We start from the raw sequence: 18,815 nt of genomic DNA on the forward strand, positions 1-18,815 counted from the left end.
CCCTCACTCCGCCGCCGGCGCCGACTGGCGCGCGGCCTCTCGCTCCAGTTCCTCCAGCAGCGCGTCCTCGACGAGTCGCGCCACCCCCGCCACGGTGGGGTTCTCCAGGAGGCTGCGGAAGGCGATCCGGATGCCGAAGGTCTGCTTGATCCTGGTGATCGCCTGCACGCTGGTCAGGGACTGCCCGCCGAGGGCGAAGAAGCTGTCGTGCGCGCCGACCCGCTCCACGTGCAGGGTCTCGGACCAGATCCCGGCGATCAGCTTCTCGGTCTCGTCGCGCGGCGCCACCCACTCCTCGGTGGCCTCGACGGCCGTCTCGGCCGGGTCGGGCAGCGCGGCCCGGTCGATCTTGCCGTGCCGGGTGAGCGGGAAGGACTCCACCTCGACGAAGGCGGCCGGCACCAGGTGGGCCGGGAGCCGCTCGGCGAGGTAGCCGGCGAGCTCGGCGCCGCCGGGGACGCCGCCTGCGGCCGGCCGCAGGTAGGCGACCAGGCGGGCGTGCTCGGCCTCGCCGCGGACCAGGACGACGGACTCGGCGACGCCCGGGTGGGCGTCCAGGGCCGCGGTGATCTCGCCCGGCTCGATCCGGTAGCCGCGCAGCTTGACCTGGTCGTCGAGCCGGCCGAGGAACTCCAGCTTGCCGTCGGACAGCCGGCGGACCCGGTCGCCGGTGCGGTACAGCCGCTCCTTGGGGTCGAACGGCGCGGCCAGGAAGGCCTGTTCGGTCAGGTCGGGGCGGCCCAGGTAGCCGCGGGCCAGGCCGTCGCCGGCCAGGTACAGCTCGCCGGGCGCGCCGACCGGGGCGAGGTTGCGCTCCGGGTCCAGGACGTAGGCCCGGACGTTCTGGACGGGCAGGCCGAGGACGGGCCGGGGGCTGTCGGCGACCCGGCAGACCAGCGCGTCCACGGTGGCCTCGGTGGGCCCGTAGAAGTTGTAGGCGATCAGGTCGGACTGGGCGCGCAGCCGGTCCCACTGGGCCTGGCCGATCGCCTCGCCGCCGAGCGCCGCCCCGCGCAGCGGGTGCGTGCCGGGGGCGAGCAGTCCGGCGTCGTCGAGCTGGCGGAACCAGGACGGGGTGGTCTGCAGGAAGTCGATCCGCTGCTCGGCGCGGTAGGCGACCAGGGCGTGCGCGTCGCGCCGCACCTCGTCGTCGACCAGGTGCAGTTCGTGGCCGGCGACCATCCACAGCACCGGGTTCCAGGAGGCGTCGAAGGACGCGGGCGCCAGGTGGGCGACCCGGACCTGCCGGTCGCCGCAGGCCTCGCGCAGCGGCTCGAAGACCGTCCGCAGGTGGCTGTCGAGCAGGTTCGCCAGGCTGCCGTGCTCGACCAGCACGCCCTTGGGCCTGCCGGTGGAGCCGGAGGTGTGGATGACGTAGGCGGCGTGCTCCGGGGCGAGGTCCGGGTCGGGGGCGGTGCCGGGCCGGGCCGCGATCGCGTCCCGCTCGCGCTCCGGGACGACCAGGGCGACGTCGGCGGGCAGCGCCAGCGTGGTGCTCGCGGCCTCGTCGGCGATCACCACCCGGGGCTTGACGTCCTCGACCAGCAGCCGCAGCCGCTCGGCCGGGGCGGCCGGGTCCAGCGGGGTGTAGACGCCGCCCGCCTTGAGCACCGCGAGCAGCGCGGTGATCAGGCCGGGGCCGCGCCGCAGGCAGACCGCGACGGGCACCTCGGGGCCGACGCCCCGGTCGGCGAGGTGGTGGGCGAGCCGGTTGGCCCGCTCGTCCAGCTCGGCGAAGGTGATCCGCTCGCCGCCGTGGACCAGGGCGACGGCCTGCGGGGTGGCGGCGGCCTGGCGGGCGAACCGCTCGGGCACCAGGGCGTCGGTGGTGAGCGCGGTGGCGGTCTCGTTGTGGCCGGTGAGCAGCCGCTCCCGGTGGGCGGGGGCCAGCGCGCGCAGCTCGGCGAGGGTGCGCTCGGGCTCGGCCGCGATCTCCTCCAGCAGGGCCCGCAGGTCGCCGGTGACCCGGTCGGCGGTGTCGGCGTCGAAGAGCCCGGGGTCGTAGGCGAGCCGGAAGGAGAGCTGCTCTCCGGCGAAGACCGCGAGCACCATGGCGTAGCTGGTGGGCTCCTGGGAGCGCACGTCGCGGATCCGGATGCCCTGGTCGGAGCCCATCTCGCCGTCGAAGGGGTAGTTCTCGACGACCACGTAGCTGTCGAACAGGTCGACCCCGGCGGGCAGTCCGGTCCAGCCGCGGATCTGGGCCAGCGAGACGTACTCGTGGCTGCGGGCCTGGACCTGGCCGCGCTGGAGGTCGCCCAGCCAGTCGAGGACGGGCTGCTCGGGGCGGACCTCGACCCGCACCGGCAGGTTGTTGATGAACAGGCCGATCATCGACTCGACGTCGGGCAGGTCGGCGGGGCGGCCGGAGACGGCCGAGCCGAAGCAGACCTCCCGCTCCCCCGCGTAGCGCGAGAGCGTCAGCGCCCAGGCGCCCTGGGCGAGCGTGTTGGTGGTGAGCCGGTGGCGCCGGGCGACCTCGGCGAGCCGCTCGGTGACCTCGGGCTCCAGCTGGAAGACGCTGGTCGCCTCGCTGCCCTGGCGGGCCGCCTCCTCGCCGGCCCGGTCGGCCGGCAGGGCGGTCGGGGCGGTGAAGCCGTCGAGCTGCCCGCGCCAGTAGCGCTCGGCCTCGGCCAGGTCCTGCTCGCCGAGCCAGGCCACGTAGTCGCGGAACGGGCGGCGGGCGGCCGGGCCGGGCCGGTCGTGGCCGGTGAGCCGGAGGTAGTCGTCGACCACCTCGGAGACCAGTTCGGCGCTGCTCCAGCCGTCCAGCAGCAGGTGGTGCGAGGTCCAGACGACCCGCAGGGCGCCGTCCGGCTCGTCGATCAGGGCCAGGCGCATCAGCGGCGCCACGGCCAGGTCGATGCCGCGGGTGCGGTCCTCGGCGAGGTGGGCGGCGAACCGCTGCTCGCGCTCGGCCGCCGGCAGGGCGCTCCAGTCCAGCCGCTCGACGGGCACGGTGACGTGCTCGCGGACCACCTGGAGCGGCTGGTCGGTGTCCACCCGGGCGAAGGCGGTGCGCAGCATCGGGGTCCGGTCGGCGAGGCGCTGCCAGGCCTCGGCGAAGGCGTCCGCGTCCACGCCGCCCTCCAGCAGGAAGGACAGCTGGCCGAGGTAGACGCCCTCGCCCTCCTCGGTGAGGCTGTGGAACAGCAGGCCGTGCTGCATCGGCGTGGCCGGGTAGAGGTCGGCGATCCGGCCCGAGCGGGTCAGCTCGTCCAGCAGCGGCTGGTCGACCCGGGCGAGCGGGAAGTCCGAGGGGGTGGCCCCGGAGGCGGCGGCGCCGGCCTCGCGGCAGTGCGCGACGATCCCGCGCAGGGCCTCGACCAGCTGGTCGCCGACCCGCTGGACGGTCTCGGTGGTGTGGGTCGCGGTGGAGTGGAACAGCTCGAAGCCGAGCTTGCCGTCGCGCACGTACGCCACGATGTCGAGCGGGTACTCCAGCAGTTCCCCGGGCGCCTGCTCGGTGCCGTAGCCGAGCCGCACGTCGTGCAGCAGGCCGCCGCCGTGGCCGTCGACGACCCGGCCGAGGTAGTTGAAGCCGACCTGGGCGCGGGGGCCTTCGGCCAGCAGTTCGCCGGGCGCCCCGGCCGGGCTGAGGTGGCGCAGCGCGCCGTAGCCGAGGCCGCGCTGCGGGACGGCCCGCAGCTGCTCCTTGACGGAGCGCAGCCGGGCGCCCCAGTCGGCGCCGTCGGCGGTGTCCAGGGCGACCGGGAAGGAGGTGGTGAACCAGCCGGTGGTGCGGCTCAGGTCGACGTCGTCGAAGATCTCCTCGCGGCCGTGGCCCTCCAGGTCCACCAGGACGGCGGAGCGGCCGGTCCAGTCGGCGAGCACCCGGGCGAGCGCGGTCAGCAGGACGTCGTTGACCTGGGTGCGGTAGACCGCGGGGACCTCGCGCAGCAGCGCGTCGGTGCTGTCCGCGTCCAGGCCGACCCGGACGGCGGCGGCGGTGGCGACGGTCGGGGTGCCGGTGAGGTCGGCGGGCAGCGGCTCGCCGCCGGCGCGGCCGGCCGCGAACCAGTGGTCCAGCTCCTCGTCGAAGCCGCCGACCGCGGTGTGCTCGGAGAGCCGGCGGGACCAGTCGAGGAAGGAGGTGCCGCGCGAGCCGAGGTCGACCGGCCGGCCCTCGGCGGCCTGCCGGTAGGCCGTCTCCAGGTCGCCGAGCAGGGTCTGCCAGGAGACCGCGTCGACCACCAGGTGGTGGGCGGTGAGGAAGAGCCGGGCGCCGGCGGTGCCGCCGAGGTCGGCCAGCACGGCCCGCACCAGCGGGCCTTCGGCCAGGTCGAAGCCGGACTGGGCGGCGGTGGCGGCGGCCAGCAGCGCGCCCTCCGGGTCGGCCTCCAGGGTGAGGTCCAGCCGCTCCAGCGGCCAGCCGTCGCCGGGGGCGGCGATCTCCTGCTGCCAGCGGCCGTAGACGGTGCGGAAGCGGGTGCGCAGGGCGTCGTGGTGGGTGAGGAGGGCGTCTAGCGCGGTGCGCAGGTGCGCCTCGTCGGGGAGTTCGCGCAGCTCGGCCAGCACGGACATGGTGCTGTGCTGGGGGGCCTCGGTGTGGTGGTGGAAGAAGGCGCGCTGGATCGGGGTCAGCGGCGCCCTTCCGGTGACGGGTTCGGTGTTCACGCCGGCCGGCTCCTCGGGTTCGTGGGTGGAGATCGCCGCGGCGATCCCGGCGATGGTCTGGTGGCTGAAGATGTCCTGCGAGCTGAGGCGCAGTCCCAACTGCCGCGCCCGGGAGACGACCTGGATGCTCAGGATCGAGTCACCGCCCAGGTCGAAGAAGTTGTCGTCGACGCCGACCTCGGGCACCCGGAAGACCTCCGCCCAGAGCCCGGCGAGCGCCTGCTCGGCGGGGTTGCGGGGGGCCGTCCTGGTGGTGACCGGGCGGTCGTCGGCGGCCGCGGCCGGCAGCGCCCGCCGGTCCACCTTGCCGTTGGCGTTCAGCGGCAGCCGGTCGAGCCGGACGAAGGCCTGCGGCACCATGTGGCGGGGCAGCGAGCCCTCCAGGTAGCGGCGCAGTTCGGCGCTCTCCGGCGCGGTGTCCGGCCGGGGCACGACGTACCCGGTCAGGACGGCGCCCGGCTCGGAGCGCAGCGCCGCGACGGCCTCCAGGACGTCGGGGTGGCGGCGCAGGACGGCCTCGATCTCGGCGAGTTCCACCCGGAACCCGCGGATCTTGACCTGGTCGTCGCCGCGGCCGAGGAACTCGACGTCGCCGGTGGGCAGGAAGCGGGCCTGGTCGCCGGTGCGGTAGAGCCGGCCGTCGGGGTGGGGCGTGAACGGGTCGGCGGAGAAGCGCTCCTCGGTGAGGTCGGGGCGGCCCAGGTAGCCCCGGGTGACGCCGCTGCCGCCGAGGTAGAGCTCGCCGACGACGCCGACCGGCAGCGGCTCCAGGTCCGCGTCCAGGACGTACATCCGGGTGCCCGGGATGGGCCGGCCGATCGGCACGGACGCGACGTCCGGCAGGCTCTGCGGGGTGACGGTGAAGTACGAGGACTCGACGGTGGCCTCGGTGACGCCGTAGGAGTTGAGCACGACGGTGCCGGGGGCGACGCTCTTCAGCAGCCGCCGGCAGTCGTCGGTGCGCCAGTTATCCGAGCCGACGGCCAGGTAGCGCAGCGGCGGGAAGGCCCGGCCGCTGCGGGCGGCCTCGTCGGCCAGCGCGTTGGCCAGCGAGGGCACCGTCTCGACGTGGGTGACGCGCTGGCGCTCCATCAGGTCGAGCAGGCGCACCGGGTCGGTGGTGGCGTCCTTCGGGCAGAGCACCAGGGCACCGCCGGTGGTCAGCGCGTGCGTCAGGTCGGAGACGAAGACGTCGAAGGCCATGCTGGCGAGGTTGAGCTGGCGGACGGGGCCGCGGTCGAGCCGGTAGGCCTCGCGCCAGGCGGCGGCGGCCCGGGCGACGCTGCGGTGCTCGACCGTGACGCCCTTGGGCTTGCCGGTGGAGCCGGAGGTATAGATGACGTAGGCGAGGTTGTCCGGGGTCACCTCGGTGCTGGGCGCCTCGGCGGGCCAGCTGTCGATCTCCTCGCGGTCGGCGTCCAGGCAGAGCACGGTCGCGTCGCACAGCGGGAGCCGCTCGGCGAGGTCCCGCTGGGTGACGAGCATCGCGGCGGCGCTGTCGTCCAGCACCAGGCGCAGCCGCTCGGCGGGGTGGGTGGGGTCCAGCGGCAGGTAGGCGGCGCCGGCCTTGAGGACGCCGAGGGCGGCGACGACGGTGTCCGGGCCTCGGTCCAGGCAGATGGCGACGACGGTCTCCGGGCCGATGCCCTGGCCGACGAGGTGCTGGGCCAGCCGGTTGGCCCGGGCTTCCAGGTCCGCGTAGGTCAGCGCGGTCTCCTCGAAGACCACCGCCTCGGCGTCCGGGGTCCGCTGCGCCTGTTCGGCGATCAGCTCGTGCAGGCAGGCGTCGGCGCCCGGGGTGCCGGTGTCGTTCCACTCGTACAGGACGCGGTCGCGGGCGCGCAGCGACAGCATCGGGACGTCGCCGACCCGCTGGCCGGGGGCGGTGGGCATGCTGCCGAGCAGGACGGCGAGCTGGTCGGCCAGCACCTCGGCCTGGGCGCGGTCGTAGAGCGCCGGGTCGTAGGAGAGCAGCAGGGTCAGCGAGCCGTCGTCGTCGTAGGCGGTGAGGTCCAGCGTGAAGCTGGTGGTGTCGACGGCGCGGACGTCGCTGAGCCGCAGTCCGTGGCGTTCGGCGGCGGCCCCGTTGCCCGGGTAGTTCTCGAACACCACCAGGGTCTGGAACAGCGCGCTGCCGCGCGGGACCTTGCTGCTGCGCTGGATCTCGGCGATCGAGGAGTACTCGAAGCGCCGGGATTCGGCCTGCTCGGCCTGGAGGGCCGCCAGCCACTCCACCAGCGGGGCGTCCTGGTCGACCTCGGTGCGCAGCGGCAGGGTGTTGAGCAGGTTGCCGACCATGGTGTCGGCGCCGGGCAGCTCGGTCGGGCGGCCGGCCACGGTGGTGCCGAAGCAGACGTCGCGCTGCCCGGAGTGGCGGGCCAGCAGGATCGCCCAGGCGCCCTGGACGGCGGTGTTGAGGGTGAGCCGGTGGCGGCGGACCATCGCGACCAGCGCGTCGGTCTCGGCGCCGGACAGGCCCACCCGGACCTGCCCGGCGGACTGGGACTCGTGGCCCTGGGGCACCGAGCGGCCGAAGGGCAGCTGGGTCGGCGCGTCCAGGTCGCCCAGCAGGGCGCTCCAGTGGGCGGCGGCCGCGTCCTTGTCCTGCCGGGCCAGCCAGGCGACGTAGTCGCGGAACGGCCGGCGCTCGGGCAGGGCCGGGGCCTTGCCCCTGCCGTCGGTGAGCGCCTGGTAGGCGGCGAAGAGGTCGGCGAACAGGTGCGAGGTGCTCCAGCCGTCCAGGACGGCGTGGTGGAAGGTCCACACGACGCGGACGGTCCGCTCGTCCTCGCGGGCGAGGGCGAGGCGCATCAGCGGCGCCCGGGACAGCTCGATCCCGGTGGCGCGCTCCTCGTCGATCAGCGCCTTGAGCCGGCGGTCCAGTTCGGCGGCGGGCAGGCCGGTCCAGTCGAGGCGGCGGACCGTCAGCCGGGCGGTGCGCTCGACCACCTGGACGGGCTCGGGGACGCCGTCCCAGACCAGCCGGGTGCGCAGCGCGGGGGTGCGGTCGACCACGTGCTGCCAGGCGGCGGCCAGCGCGTCGACGTCGCGGACGCCCTCCAGCCGGAAGGCGACGTGGTCGGAGTAGGCGCCGACGCCGTCCTGGTTGAGGGTGTGGAAGAGCATCCCGCTCTGCATCGGGGTCAGCGGGTGGATGTCCTCGACGGTGGAGCCGGCCGGCACCAGCCGGTCGACGGTCGCCTGGTCGAGGGTGAGCAGCGGGAAGTCGCCGGGGGTGGCGCCGCCGGCGCCGGGGGTTAGGCAGTGCTCGACGAGTTCGGTCAGGGCCGCCGCGAAGTCGTCGGCGAGCCGCTGCACGGTGGCCTGGTCGTGGCGCTGCGGCGCGTAGTGGAAGTCGAAGGTCAGCACGCCGTGCCGGACTTCGCCGACGATGTCCAGCAGGTGCGGCCGCTCCTCGTCGGGGTGGTGGTCCAGGCCGTAGTCCGGCTCGACGGCGCGGAACAGCTCGCTGCCGGCCGCGGCGTCGCTCCACTGGCCGAGGTAGTTGAAGCTGACCTGGGGCTGCGGCGCCCCGGCCAGGGCGCCGGCCTGCGGCTGGTCGCCGCGCAGGTAGCGCAGCGGGCCGTAGCCGGCGCCGCGGCCGGGCACGGCGCGCAGCAGTTCCTTGGTGTCGCGGATGAGCCGGCCGAGCGGGCGGTCGGCCGGGGACTCCAGCAGCACCGGGAAGATCGAGGTGAACCAGCCGACCGTCCGGGAGACGTCGGTGCCGTCCAGGATCTCCTCGCGGCCGTGGCCCTCCAGGGTGATCAGGGTGCGGGCCCGGCCGGTGAAGCGGGCGAGCGCGCGGCCGAGCGCGGTCAGCAGGACGTCGTTGACCTGGGTGCGGTAGACGGCGGGCACGTCCTGGAGCAGTTGCCGGGTGCGCTCGGCGTCGAGGCCGGCGCTGACGGCGCGGGTGTCGCCGACGCTGTTGCGGCCCTGCCGGTCGGTGGGCAGGTCGGCGGAGCCGGCCGGCACCGGGCGGGCCCAGTGCGCCAGCTCGTCGTCCAGGCCGCCGTCCCGGGTGAAGGCGGCGAGGCGGCGCGCCCAGCCGCGGTACGAGGTGCCGGCCGGGCCGAGGTCGACGTCCTCGCCGCGGACGGCCTGCCGGTAGGCGCTCTCCAGGTCCTCCAGGAGGATCCGCCAGGAGACGCCGTCCACGGCCAGGTGGTGCACGGTGAGCAGCAGCCGCGCGGGCTCGCCGACGCCGTGGTCGAACAGCAGGGTGCGCACCAGCGGCCCTTCGGCCGGGTCCAGCGAGGCCTGCGCGGCCTCGGCGAGGGTGCGCATGGCGGCGGCGCGCTCCCCGGGGGCGGCCTGGTCGAGGGTGATCCGCTCGATCCGGGCCTCGGCCGGCACGGCGTCGGCGTCCGGCGCGCTGACGGTCTGGACCCGCCGGCCGTCGGGGCCGGTGGCGAAGCGGGTGCGCAGGGCCTCGTGCCGGCGGACGAGGCCGGCCAGGGCGCGGGCCAGCGCGGGCTCGTCGACCGCGCCGTCCAGGGTGATCAGCACGGACTGGTTGAAGTGGTGGGCGCCGCGGGTGTGGTGGGCGAAGAACCACTCCTGGACGGGGCCGAGCGGGGCCGGCTCGTGGTCGTCCGCGTCGGCCTGGACGACCGGGGCCTCCTCCACCGGGCGGGCGGCGCGGGCGAGGTCGGCGAGCGACTGCCGGGAGAAGATGTCCTTCGAGGTAATGACGAGTCCGGCCCGGCGGGCCCGGGCGACCACCTGGATGCTCAGGATGGAGTCGCCGCCGAGTTCGAAGAAGTTGTCGTCGACGCCGACCTTGCCGATGCCGAGCACCTCCGACCAGACCTCGGCGAGCGCCTGCTCGGCCGGGTCCTCGGGGGCCCGGTAGTCCTCCCGCTCCAGGGGGGCGTCCGGCGCCGGCAGGGCCCGGACGTCGACCTTGCCGTTGGGGGTGAGCGGGAAGGCGTCGAGGGTGGCGAAGGCGGTCGGAACGCTGTAGGAGGGCAGCCGCTGCTCGGCGAAGGCCCGCAGGTCCTGCGGCGCGATGACGGCGCCGGGCTCGGCGCGCAGGTAGCCGACCAGCCGCTTGTGGTCGCCGTCCGTGAGGGCGACCACCAGGGCCTCGGCCACCGCGGGGTGGGCCTCCAGGACGGCTTCGACCTCGCCGGGCTCGATCCGGTAGCCGCGGACCTTGACCTGGGTGTCGGCGCGGCCGAGGTACTCGACCAGGCCGTCGGCCCAGCGCACCACGTCCCCGGTGCGGTACATCCGCTCGCCGGGCTCCGCCGCGAACGGCGAGGGCTGGAAGCGCTCCTCGGTCAGCTCCGGGCGGCCCAGGTAGCCGCGGGCGACGCCGGGGCCGGCGATCCAGAGTTCGCCGGGCGTGCCGGGCGGGACGGGGCGGCGGCGCTCGTCGAGGACGTACACGGCCGTGTTGGAGATCGGGCGTCCGATCGGGATGGCGCGTACGCCGTCGGTCTCGCGGATCAGGTGGGAGACGGCGAAGGTGGTGGTCTCGGTCGGGCCGTAGCCGTTGACCAGCCGCTGCGGCGGGGCGCCGCCGGCCAGCAGTTCGGCGATCCGGCGCGGGTTGAGCGCCTCTCCGCCGACCAGCAGGTGGCGCATGCCGCCGAAGGCGGTGGGCTCCAGGCCGACGACCTGGTTGAAGACGCCGGCGGTGAGGAACATCGCGGTGGCGCCGGTCGAGCGCAGTGCGGCGGCGAAGGCCGGCGGGTCGAGCAGGACGTCCTTGGTGATGACGGCGATCCGCGCCCCGGCCACCAGCGGGCCCCAGAACTCGAAGGTCGCCGCGTCGAAGGTGGCGTCGGCGACCTGCGCCACCACGTCGTCGGCCGCCAGCGGGGCGTAGTCGGCCCCGCGGACCAGCCGGACGATGGCGCGGTGCTCGACCACGACGCCCTTGGGCTTGCCGGTGGAGCCGGAGGTGTAGATGACGTAGGCGGCGCTCTCCGGCCCCGCGCCGGTGCTCGGCGGCCCGGCCGGGAGGGCGGCCAGCTCGGCGGTGCGCTCGGCGGGCAGCAGGGCCGGGACGGCCAGGTCGGGCAGCCGTTCGAGCAGCTCCCGGTCGGTGACGCAGAGCGCGGCCCCGGTGTCCGCGAGCATGAACTCCAGCCGGTCGGCCGGGTAGTCCGGGTCCAGCGGCACGTAGGCGCAGCCGGCCTTGAGCACGGCCAGCAGGGCGACGACCAGGCCGGTGCCGCGGGGCAGGCAGACCGCGACGTGCTGCCCGGGGCGGGCGCCCCGGTCGAGCAGCAGGTGGGCCAGCCGGTCGGCCCGCTCGTCGAGCTGACGGTACGTCAACTCTCCTTCGGCGGCGGTGACGGCGACGGCGTCGGGGGTGGCCGCGGCCTGCTCGGCGACCAGCGAGTGGACGGTCCGGTCGGCCGGGTAGGGCACCCGGTTCTCGGCCCAGTCGCGGGTGACGGTGGTGAGTTCGGCGGCGGTGAGCAGCGGCAGGTCGCCGACCGGGCGGTCGGCGTCGGCGGCGACGCCCGCCAGCAGGAGCAGCAGGCGGGTGCAGAGCGCGTCGATGGTCGAGGCGTCGAACAGGTCGGTGTTGTACTCCACCGTCCCGCCCAGCGTGCCGTCGGCGGCCGGGGCGAACTCCAGGGTCAGGTCGAAGATGGAGGACACCGAGGGCGCGCGGAACTCCTCGACGGCCGGGCCGCCGAAGTCGGGCAGGCCGCCGGGCGCGTTCTGGAGCACCAGGGCGGCCTGCACCAGCGGGGTCCGGCTCGGGTCGCGCTCGGGCTGGATCTCGTCCACCAGGCGGTGGAAGGGGACGTCCTGGCTGCTGAGGGCGTCCCAGAGCTGGTCGGTGGTGCGCTCCAGCAGGTCGCCGAAGGCCTCGTCCAGGTCGATCCGGCCGTGCAGGACCAGGGTGTTGACGAAGAAACCGACCAGCGGCTCCAGTTCGGTGCGGTCGCGGCCCACCGACACGGTGCCGAGGCCTACGGTGCGCTGGCCGGTGTGCCGGGCCAGCAGCACCTGGGTGGCGGCGGCGAGCACGGCGAAGAGCGTGGTGCCGCGTTCGGCGCCGAGCGTGTCGAGGCCGGCGGCGACCTCGGCGTCGACCTGGAAGGCGTGCAGGGCGCCGACGGTGGTGCGCACCGCCGGGCGGGGCCGGTCGGTGGGCAGCTCCAGCGGCTGGATGTCCGCCAACTCGTCGCGCCAGTAGTCCAGTTGACCGGCCAGGCGGTCGTCGGTGCAGCGCTCGCGCTGCCAGCGGGAGTAGTCGCGGTAGCTGACCGGCAGCGGGGCGAGGGTGTGCGGGCGGCCCTCGACGGCGGCCCGGTAGAGCTCGCCGAGTTCGCCGGTCAGCAGGCCCTTGGACCAGCCGTCGGCGGCGATGTGGTGCAGGTTGAGGAAGAGCGCGTGGTCGTCCGGGCCGTGCCGCACGACCGTGGAGCGCAGCAGCGGGCCGCTGGCGAGGTCGAAGGGGGTGGCGAGTTCGCGGCGCAGCAGCGCGGCGAACTCGGCCTCCCGCTCCTCGGCGCCCAGCGCGCTCAGGTCCACCGGCTCGGTGTCCGGGGCGTAGGCGGGCCGGACCTCCTGGCGGGCCACGCCGTCCTCGGTGGTGAAGACGGTGCGCAGCGGCTCGTGCCGCTCGACCAGGCCGGTCAGCGCGGTGCGCAGCGCGGCCAGGTCGAGGCCGCCGCGCAGCCGGAGGCCGAAGGAGGTGGTGTACTCGACCGCGTCGGTCTCGAACTCCTGGAGGAACCAGAGCCGTTCCTGACCGAAGGAGAGCGGGGCCGGGCCGTCTCCGCCGGGCCGGATCGCGTCGCGGTCGCCGCCGCCGGCGGCCGCCAGCCGCTGCCGCAGGATCTCGTCGGCGTCCTGGCCCTCGCTGTGTCGCTGGTCTGTCATCGGTTGCTCCCCCGCGCGCCACCGCGCGTCGTCGTCCGGTCCGCCGGTGTCCGGCGCACGTCTTCGAGTACTTGCTTGCGGACCTGGTCCGCCAGGGCCGCCACGGTGCGGGCGGCGAACACGTGCCGGGCCGAGACCCCGACGCCGAACACCTCCCGGATCCGGGCGGTGACCTGGAGGGTGAGCACCGAGTTGGCGCCGTGGTCGAAGACGTTGTCCTCGGCTCCCACGACGGGCACGCCCAGCACCTCGGCCCAGATCCCGGCCAGCGCCTCCTCGGTCTCGTCCCGGGGCGCGGTGGGCTCGCCGGCCGGCCGCTGCTCCACCGGCTCCGGCAGGGCCCGCCGGTCGATCTTGCCGCTCGTGGTCATCGGGAACGCGTCCAGGACCATGACGACCGGGGGGACCATGTAGCCGGGCAGCCGCTCGGCGAGCCGGGCCCGGATCTTCTCCGGGTCGGCGGCGCCGTCCGCGGGCACCACGTAGCCGGTCAGCGCGGTCTGGCCGGACGGCTGGGTCCGGGCGACCACCGCGGTCTGCTCGACGCTCTCGTCGTCGAGCAGCGCGGTCTCGATCTCGCCCAGCTCGATCCGGTAGCCGCGCACCTTGACCTGGTTGTCGATCCGCCCGAGGAACTCGATCGTGCCGTCGGGCAGCCAGCGGACGAGGTCGCCGGTGCGGTACAGCCGCGAGCCGGCGGTGGCGGCGAGGTGGTCCGGGACGAACCGCTCCTCGGTGAGCTCCGGGCGGCCCAGGTAGCCGCGGGCCACCCCGGCGCCGCCGACGAACAGTTCGCCGGGCACGCCCACCGGGACGGGCTCGCGGCGCTCGTCGAGCACGTAGCCGGTGGTGTTGGCGATGGGCCGGCCGATCGAGGGCAGCCGCCCGACCGGGGCGTCCTCCTCCGCCTCCAGCACCGTGCCGGTGGTGAGCACGGTGGTCTCGGTCGGGCCGTACAGGTTGGACAGGGCCATCGTGGAGCCGCGCGGCAGCCGGCGGCGCACCACGTCGGCACCGGTGAGGATGTGGCGCACCCGGCCCCGGTGCAGTGCGGGCTGGTCGAGCAGGGCCTCCAGGCGCGGCGCCGGGATGAGGATGAGGGTGATCCCCTGCTCGACGATCCAGCCGGCGAGCAGGTGCGGGTCCTCCAGGACGCGGTCGGAGGCGAAGCGGACCTCCACGCCGCAGGCGAGGGCGCCCCACTGCTCCAGCACCGTCGGGTCGAAGCCGGGCGGCACCATCTGGGTGGCCCGGTCGCCGGGCCCGGCGTCGAAGAAGTCCCGGTACCAGTCGCACAGGTTGACCACGCCGCGGTGCTCGATCAGCACGCCCTTGGCCTGGCCGGTGGAGCCCGAGGTGTAGATCACGTACGCGAGGTCGGACGGGCCGACGGCGACCTCGGGCGGCCCGTCGTGCGTGCCGGGCCCGGTGTCCTCGACGTACAGCACCTCGACGCCGTCCGGCGCCTCGGGCCCGGGCAGGTCGCGCTGGGTGAGGAGCACCGGCACCCCGGCGTCCTGGAGCACGTAGACCGTCCGGTCGTCGGGCAGTTCGGGGTCGAGCGGCAGGTAGGCGCCGCCGGCCTTGAGCACGGCGAGCTGGGCGATCGTCATCTCGGCGGCGCGCCGGGTGCGGACGCCGACGACGGTGCCCGGGCCGACGCCGCGGTCGGCCAGCCGGTGGGCCAGCGCGTCCGTCAGCGCGTCGAGTTCGGCGAAGGTCAGGCTGCGGTCCTCGGTGGTGACGGCCGCGGCGTCCGGGGTGCGCCGGGCCTGGTCGGCGACCAGCCCGTGGATGGTCGCCGTGTGGAACCGGGCGCCGGTCGCGGTGGCGTTCCAGCCGGTGGTGACCAGCCGGCGTTCCTGCTCGTCCATCAGCGGCAGCTCGTCGACCAGACGGTCCGGGTCGGCCGCCGCCATGCCCTCCAGCAGCACGGTGAGGTGGCGGGCGATCCGGGCGACGGTCTCCGGGTCGAAGAGCGCCGTGCTGTACTCGACCAGGCCGCCGAGCCGCCCGTCGCGCTCCTCGAACTCGAAGCCGATGTCGAACAACGCGTGCATCCGCGGCAGGGCGCTCTCCTCGACCCGCAGGCCGTCCGGGCCGGGCAGCACGTCCTGGGCCCGCTTGAGCATCAGCGCGGCCTGGATCAGCGGGGTGCGGCTGGGGTCGCGGTCCGGCTTGAGCTCGTCGATCAGCCGGTCGTACGGCAGGTGCTGGTGGGTGAAGGCCTCCAGCACGCCCTGCCGGACGTCGGCCAGGAAGGCCCCGACGGTCGTGTCGGGGGTGGTCCGGGCGCGCAGCACCAGCGTGTTGACGAAGAAGCCGAGCACGTCCTCCAGTTCGCTGTGCTCGCGGCCGGAGACGATGGTGCCCACCGCGACGTCGCGCTGGCGCGCGTACCGGGACAGCAGCAGCTGGACGCCCGCCGTGAGGACGGTGAACAGGGTGACGCCCTCCCGGCGGCAGAGCCGGGTGAGGGCGGCCACCAGCTCGGGGCTCAGCTCGAAGGAGTGGCCGGCGCCCCGGGTGGCGCGGGTGGCGGGCCGGGGCCGGTCGGTCGGCAGCTCCAGCGGCACCACGCCGTCGAGCCGGCGCTTCCAGTAGGCGAGGTCGGCGGCCTCCCGCGCGCCCCGGTCGCCGTGCTGGTGCACGGCGAAGTCGGCGTACTGCAGGGGCAGTTCGCTCAGCGCGGCGGGCCGGCCGGTGGCCTCCTGGCCGAGCAGGGCGACGAGCTCGCGGGCCATCACCTCCTTGGACCAGCCGTCGGTGACGATGTGGTGCATGTCGAGGACGAGCAGGTGCTCGGCATCGGCCAGCCGGATCAGCCAGGGGCGCAGCAGCGGGCCGCCGCGCAGGTCGAAGGAGCGGCTCAGCTCGGTGCGCAGCAGCTGGTCGAGGTCGTCGACGCGCCCCTCGGCCGCGAGGTCGGTGAAGCGCACCGGCCGGTGGGCGGGGGCGTGGACGACCTGCACGCCCTGGCCGCCCTCGGTGGCGAAGGTGGTGCGCAGCGCCTCGTGCCGGGCCACCAGGGCGTCGACGGCGCGCCCGAGGGCGTCCCGGTCGAGCGGCCCGGTCAGCCGCAGGCCGAGCGGCGAGTTGTACTCGGTGCCCTGGGACTCGTAGTCGTACAGGAACCAGAGCCGCTGCTGGCCGTAGGAGAGCGGCAGCGGCCGGTCGCGGTCGACCGGCACCAGCCCGGCCCGGCGGGCGGGCTCGCTGCCCAGCCGACCGGCCAGCCCGGCGACGGTGGGCGACTCGAACAGGGTGCGGATCGGCACCTCGACGTCCAGCACCGAGCGGATGCGCCCGATCAGCCGGGTGGCGAGCAGGGAGTGGCCGCCGAGGTCGAAGAAGCTGTCGTCGACGCCGATCGAGGCGACGCCGAGCACCTCGCAGAACAGGTCGCAGAGCTGCTCCTCGCGGGCGCTGCGCGGCCCGTGCCCGCTGCCGGTCGCGGCGGTGCCCGGGTCGGGGAGCGCGGCCCGGTCGGTCTTGCCGTTGGGGGTCAGCGGGATCTCGGGGATCGGCACCACCACGGCCGGGACCATGTACCCGGGCAGCGTGGCGGCGGCGTGCGCGCGCAGTTCGGCCGGGTCGGCGCCGCCCTCGCCGGCCGGCACCACGTAGGCGACCAGCCGGGTGTCGCCGGGCGCGTACTCGCGGGCGACGGTGACGGCGCGGGCCACCGCGGGGTGCCGCTCCAGGACGGCGTCGATCTCGCCGGGCTCGATCCGGAAGCCGCGGACCTTCAGCTGGAAGTCGGCGCGGCCGACGTACTCCAGGTTGCCGTCGGCGGCCCAGCGGACGATGTCGCCGGTGCGGTACATGCGCTCGCCCTCGGCGCCGTACGGGTCGGGCAGGAAGCGGTCCCGGGTGAGGTCCTCGCGGTGCAGGTAGCCGGTGCCGACGCCGTCCCCGGCGAGGTACAGCTCGCCGGCGACGCCGACCGGTACCAGGCGCAGCGCCTCGTCGAGGACCCGGACGCGGGTGTTGCCGATCGGCCGGCCGATGGTCGGCGCGCCGGGGCGGTCGTCGAGGCGGGCGGCGGTGGACCAGATGGTGGTCTCGGTGGGCCCGTACAGGTTGGTGACCTCGCTGCCGAGCGCCCGCATCCGCTCGGCGAGGGCGGCCGGCAGGGCCTCCCCGCCGACCAGCATCCGCAGGCCGCGCACCGCCTGCGGGGCCTCGTCGCACAGGGCCTGCCAGAGGCTGGGGGTGGCCTGCATGATCGTGGTGCCGGTGCGGCCGACCAGGGCGCCCAGCCCGGCGGGGTCGGTGACGGTCGCGCGGTCGGCGAGGACCACGGTGGCGCCGCCGACCAGCGGCAGGTAGAGCTCCAGGGCGGCGATGTCGAAGGCGATCGTGGTGACGGACGTCCAGACGTCCTCGGCCGCGAGCGGGAAGAGGTCGGCCATCGACACCAGGAAGTTGGTCAGCGCGTGGCGGCTGATGACGACGCCCTTGGGGCGGCCGGTGGAGCCGGAGGTGTAGATGACGTAGGCCGGGTCGGCGGCGGTCGCGGCGGGGCCCTGCGGCGGGGCGGGCTCCGTCGCCAGCCGGGCGCGCACCTGCTCGTCGTCGAGCAGCACCCGGTGGGCGGCGGTGGCGGGCAGCCGCCCGGCCGTCGCGGTGTCGGTGACCAGCGCCGAGGGGGCGGCGTGGTCGAGGATGTAGCCGATCCGGTCGGCCGGGTAGTCGGGGTCGAGCGGCACGTAGGCGGCGCCGGTGCGGGCCACCGCGAGCAGGGCGACGACGAGGTCGGCGGAGCGCGGCAGCGCCAGCGCGACGAGCCGGCCCGGGGCGGCGCCGTGGCGGCGCAGCTCGCCGGCCAACCGCTCGGCCCGGTCGTCCAGTTCGGCGTAGCTGAGCACGGTGTCGCCGGCGATCAGGGCGGTCCGCGCGGGCTGGGCGGCGGCCCGGGCCCGGAACAGCGCGGAGACGTCGGCGTCGGGCACCGGCCGGTCGGTGGCGTTCCACGCGGTCAGCAGGGCGTGCCGCTCGGCCGGGTCCAGCACCTCGTGGCCGTCCGGGTCGGCGTCCGGCGCGGCGACGGCGGCGGCCAGCAGGCGCGGCAGCGCCTCGGTGAGCCGGCGGACGGTCGCCTCGTCGAACAGTTCGGTGCTGAAGGTCGCGGCCAGGCGCAGCCCGGAGCCGTCGGGCGCGGCGCGGAAGCGCAGCTGGAGGTCGAACGGGGACTGCTGGCGGGGCAGTTGGGCCACCTGGGCGTCGAGCGGGCCGAAGTCGAGGCGGGCCGGCAGGTCCTCGGCGAGGTCGAAGGCCACCTGGGCCAGCGGGTGGCGGTTGAGCGCGCGCTCGGGCCGCAGGTCGCCGACCACGGTCTCGAACGGGACGCCGCCGTGGCGCCGGGCCGTGTCGGCGACCGCCGCGCAGTCGCGGACCAGCTCGCGGAAGGAGGCGCCGGGCCGGCGGACGACCCGCAGCACCACCGGGTTGGCCAGCGGGCCGACCACGGCGGCACGCCGCCCGTCGTCGCGGCCGGGCAGGCTGCCGATCAGCGGGACGTCGGCACCGGCGCCGAAGCGGCCGAGCAGCGCCACGACGGCGGCGTGCAGCACCGCCTCGACGCCTGTGCCGCAGTCGGCGGCCAGGTCGGCGAGGGCCGCGGCCGGCGGGCCGTCCAGCGTGGTCCGGTACTCGTCGGCGGCGTAGCGGGTGACGGCGGGGCGCGGCCGGTCGACGGGCAGGTCGAGCTGCGCCGGTGCGCCGTCCAGGGTGGCGCGCCAGTGGGCGAGTTCGGCCGCGGCGTGCTCGGTGGGCCGCTCGGGGGCGCCGTTCAGCTCCCGGTCGGCGGCGGCCGCCGCGGCGTACTGCGGGGCGGGCTCCGGCTCGCCGGGGGCGGCCGGCGCGGTGGCCGCCGCGTACGCCCGGGCCAGGTCGTCGACGATCACGGCGAGGGAGCGCTCGTCGGCCGCGATCTCGTGCACGGTCAGGACCAGCACGTGGACGTCCGGCCCGGTGGCCAGCAGCCGGGCCCGCAGCGGGGGCTCCCGGGTGAGGTCCAGGCCCTGTCCGGCGGCCCGGGCCAGCGCCTCGTCGAGCCCGTCGGGGGCGACCGGCTCGGGCCGCAGCCCGGCGAACGCCCCGCCGTCGGGGGCGGGTTCGGGGCGGCAGCGGCCCTCGGCCTCGCGGTGCACGGTGCCCAGCAGCGGATGCCGCCGGACCAGGGCGTCCAACGCGGCGCGCAGCTGCTCCGGACCCGGGCCGCCGGCCAGCCGCAGCGCCACCGTGTGGGTGTGGCCGGCGGCGCCCTCCTGGAAGCGGTTCAGGAACCACAGGCGCTGCTGCGCCGGCGACAGGACACTGTCGTTGGTGATCGTCAC

At 75.8% G+C, this 18,815-nt stretch carries 2 protein-coding genes; both read right to left on the minus strand.

The window, feature by feature from the left end:
- Positions 1-3: 3 nt before the first annotated feature.
- Complete coding sequence (locus ACIPLC_RS18405; protein WP_400474034.1) at positions 4-12,474, minus strand: amino acid adenylation domain-containing protein; 12,471 nt, start codon at positions 12,472-12,474, stop codon at positions 4-6.
- Entirely contained in the window at positions 12,471-18,815 is a 6,345-nt protein-coding gene (locus ACIPLC_RS18410) for an amino acid adenylation domain-containing protein (protein WP_400474035.1), read from the minus strand. Before ACIPLC_RS18410 ends, ACIPLC_RS18405 begins: the two co-directional genes overlap by 4 nt.

Origin of the sequence: Kitasatospora sp. NPDC086801, from assembly GCF_044745805.1 — a bacterium.
Classification (GTDB): domain Bacteria; phylum Actinomycetota; class Actinomycetes; order Streptomycetales; family Streptomycetaceae; genus Kitasatospora.

What these genes read in the sequence shown, in the direction of transcription:
- ACIPLC_RS18405 (WP_400474034.1), bottom strand. Translation starts at nt 12,474, where the DNA reads ATGACAGACCAGCGACACAGCGAGGGCCAGGACGCCGACGAGATCCTG.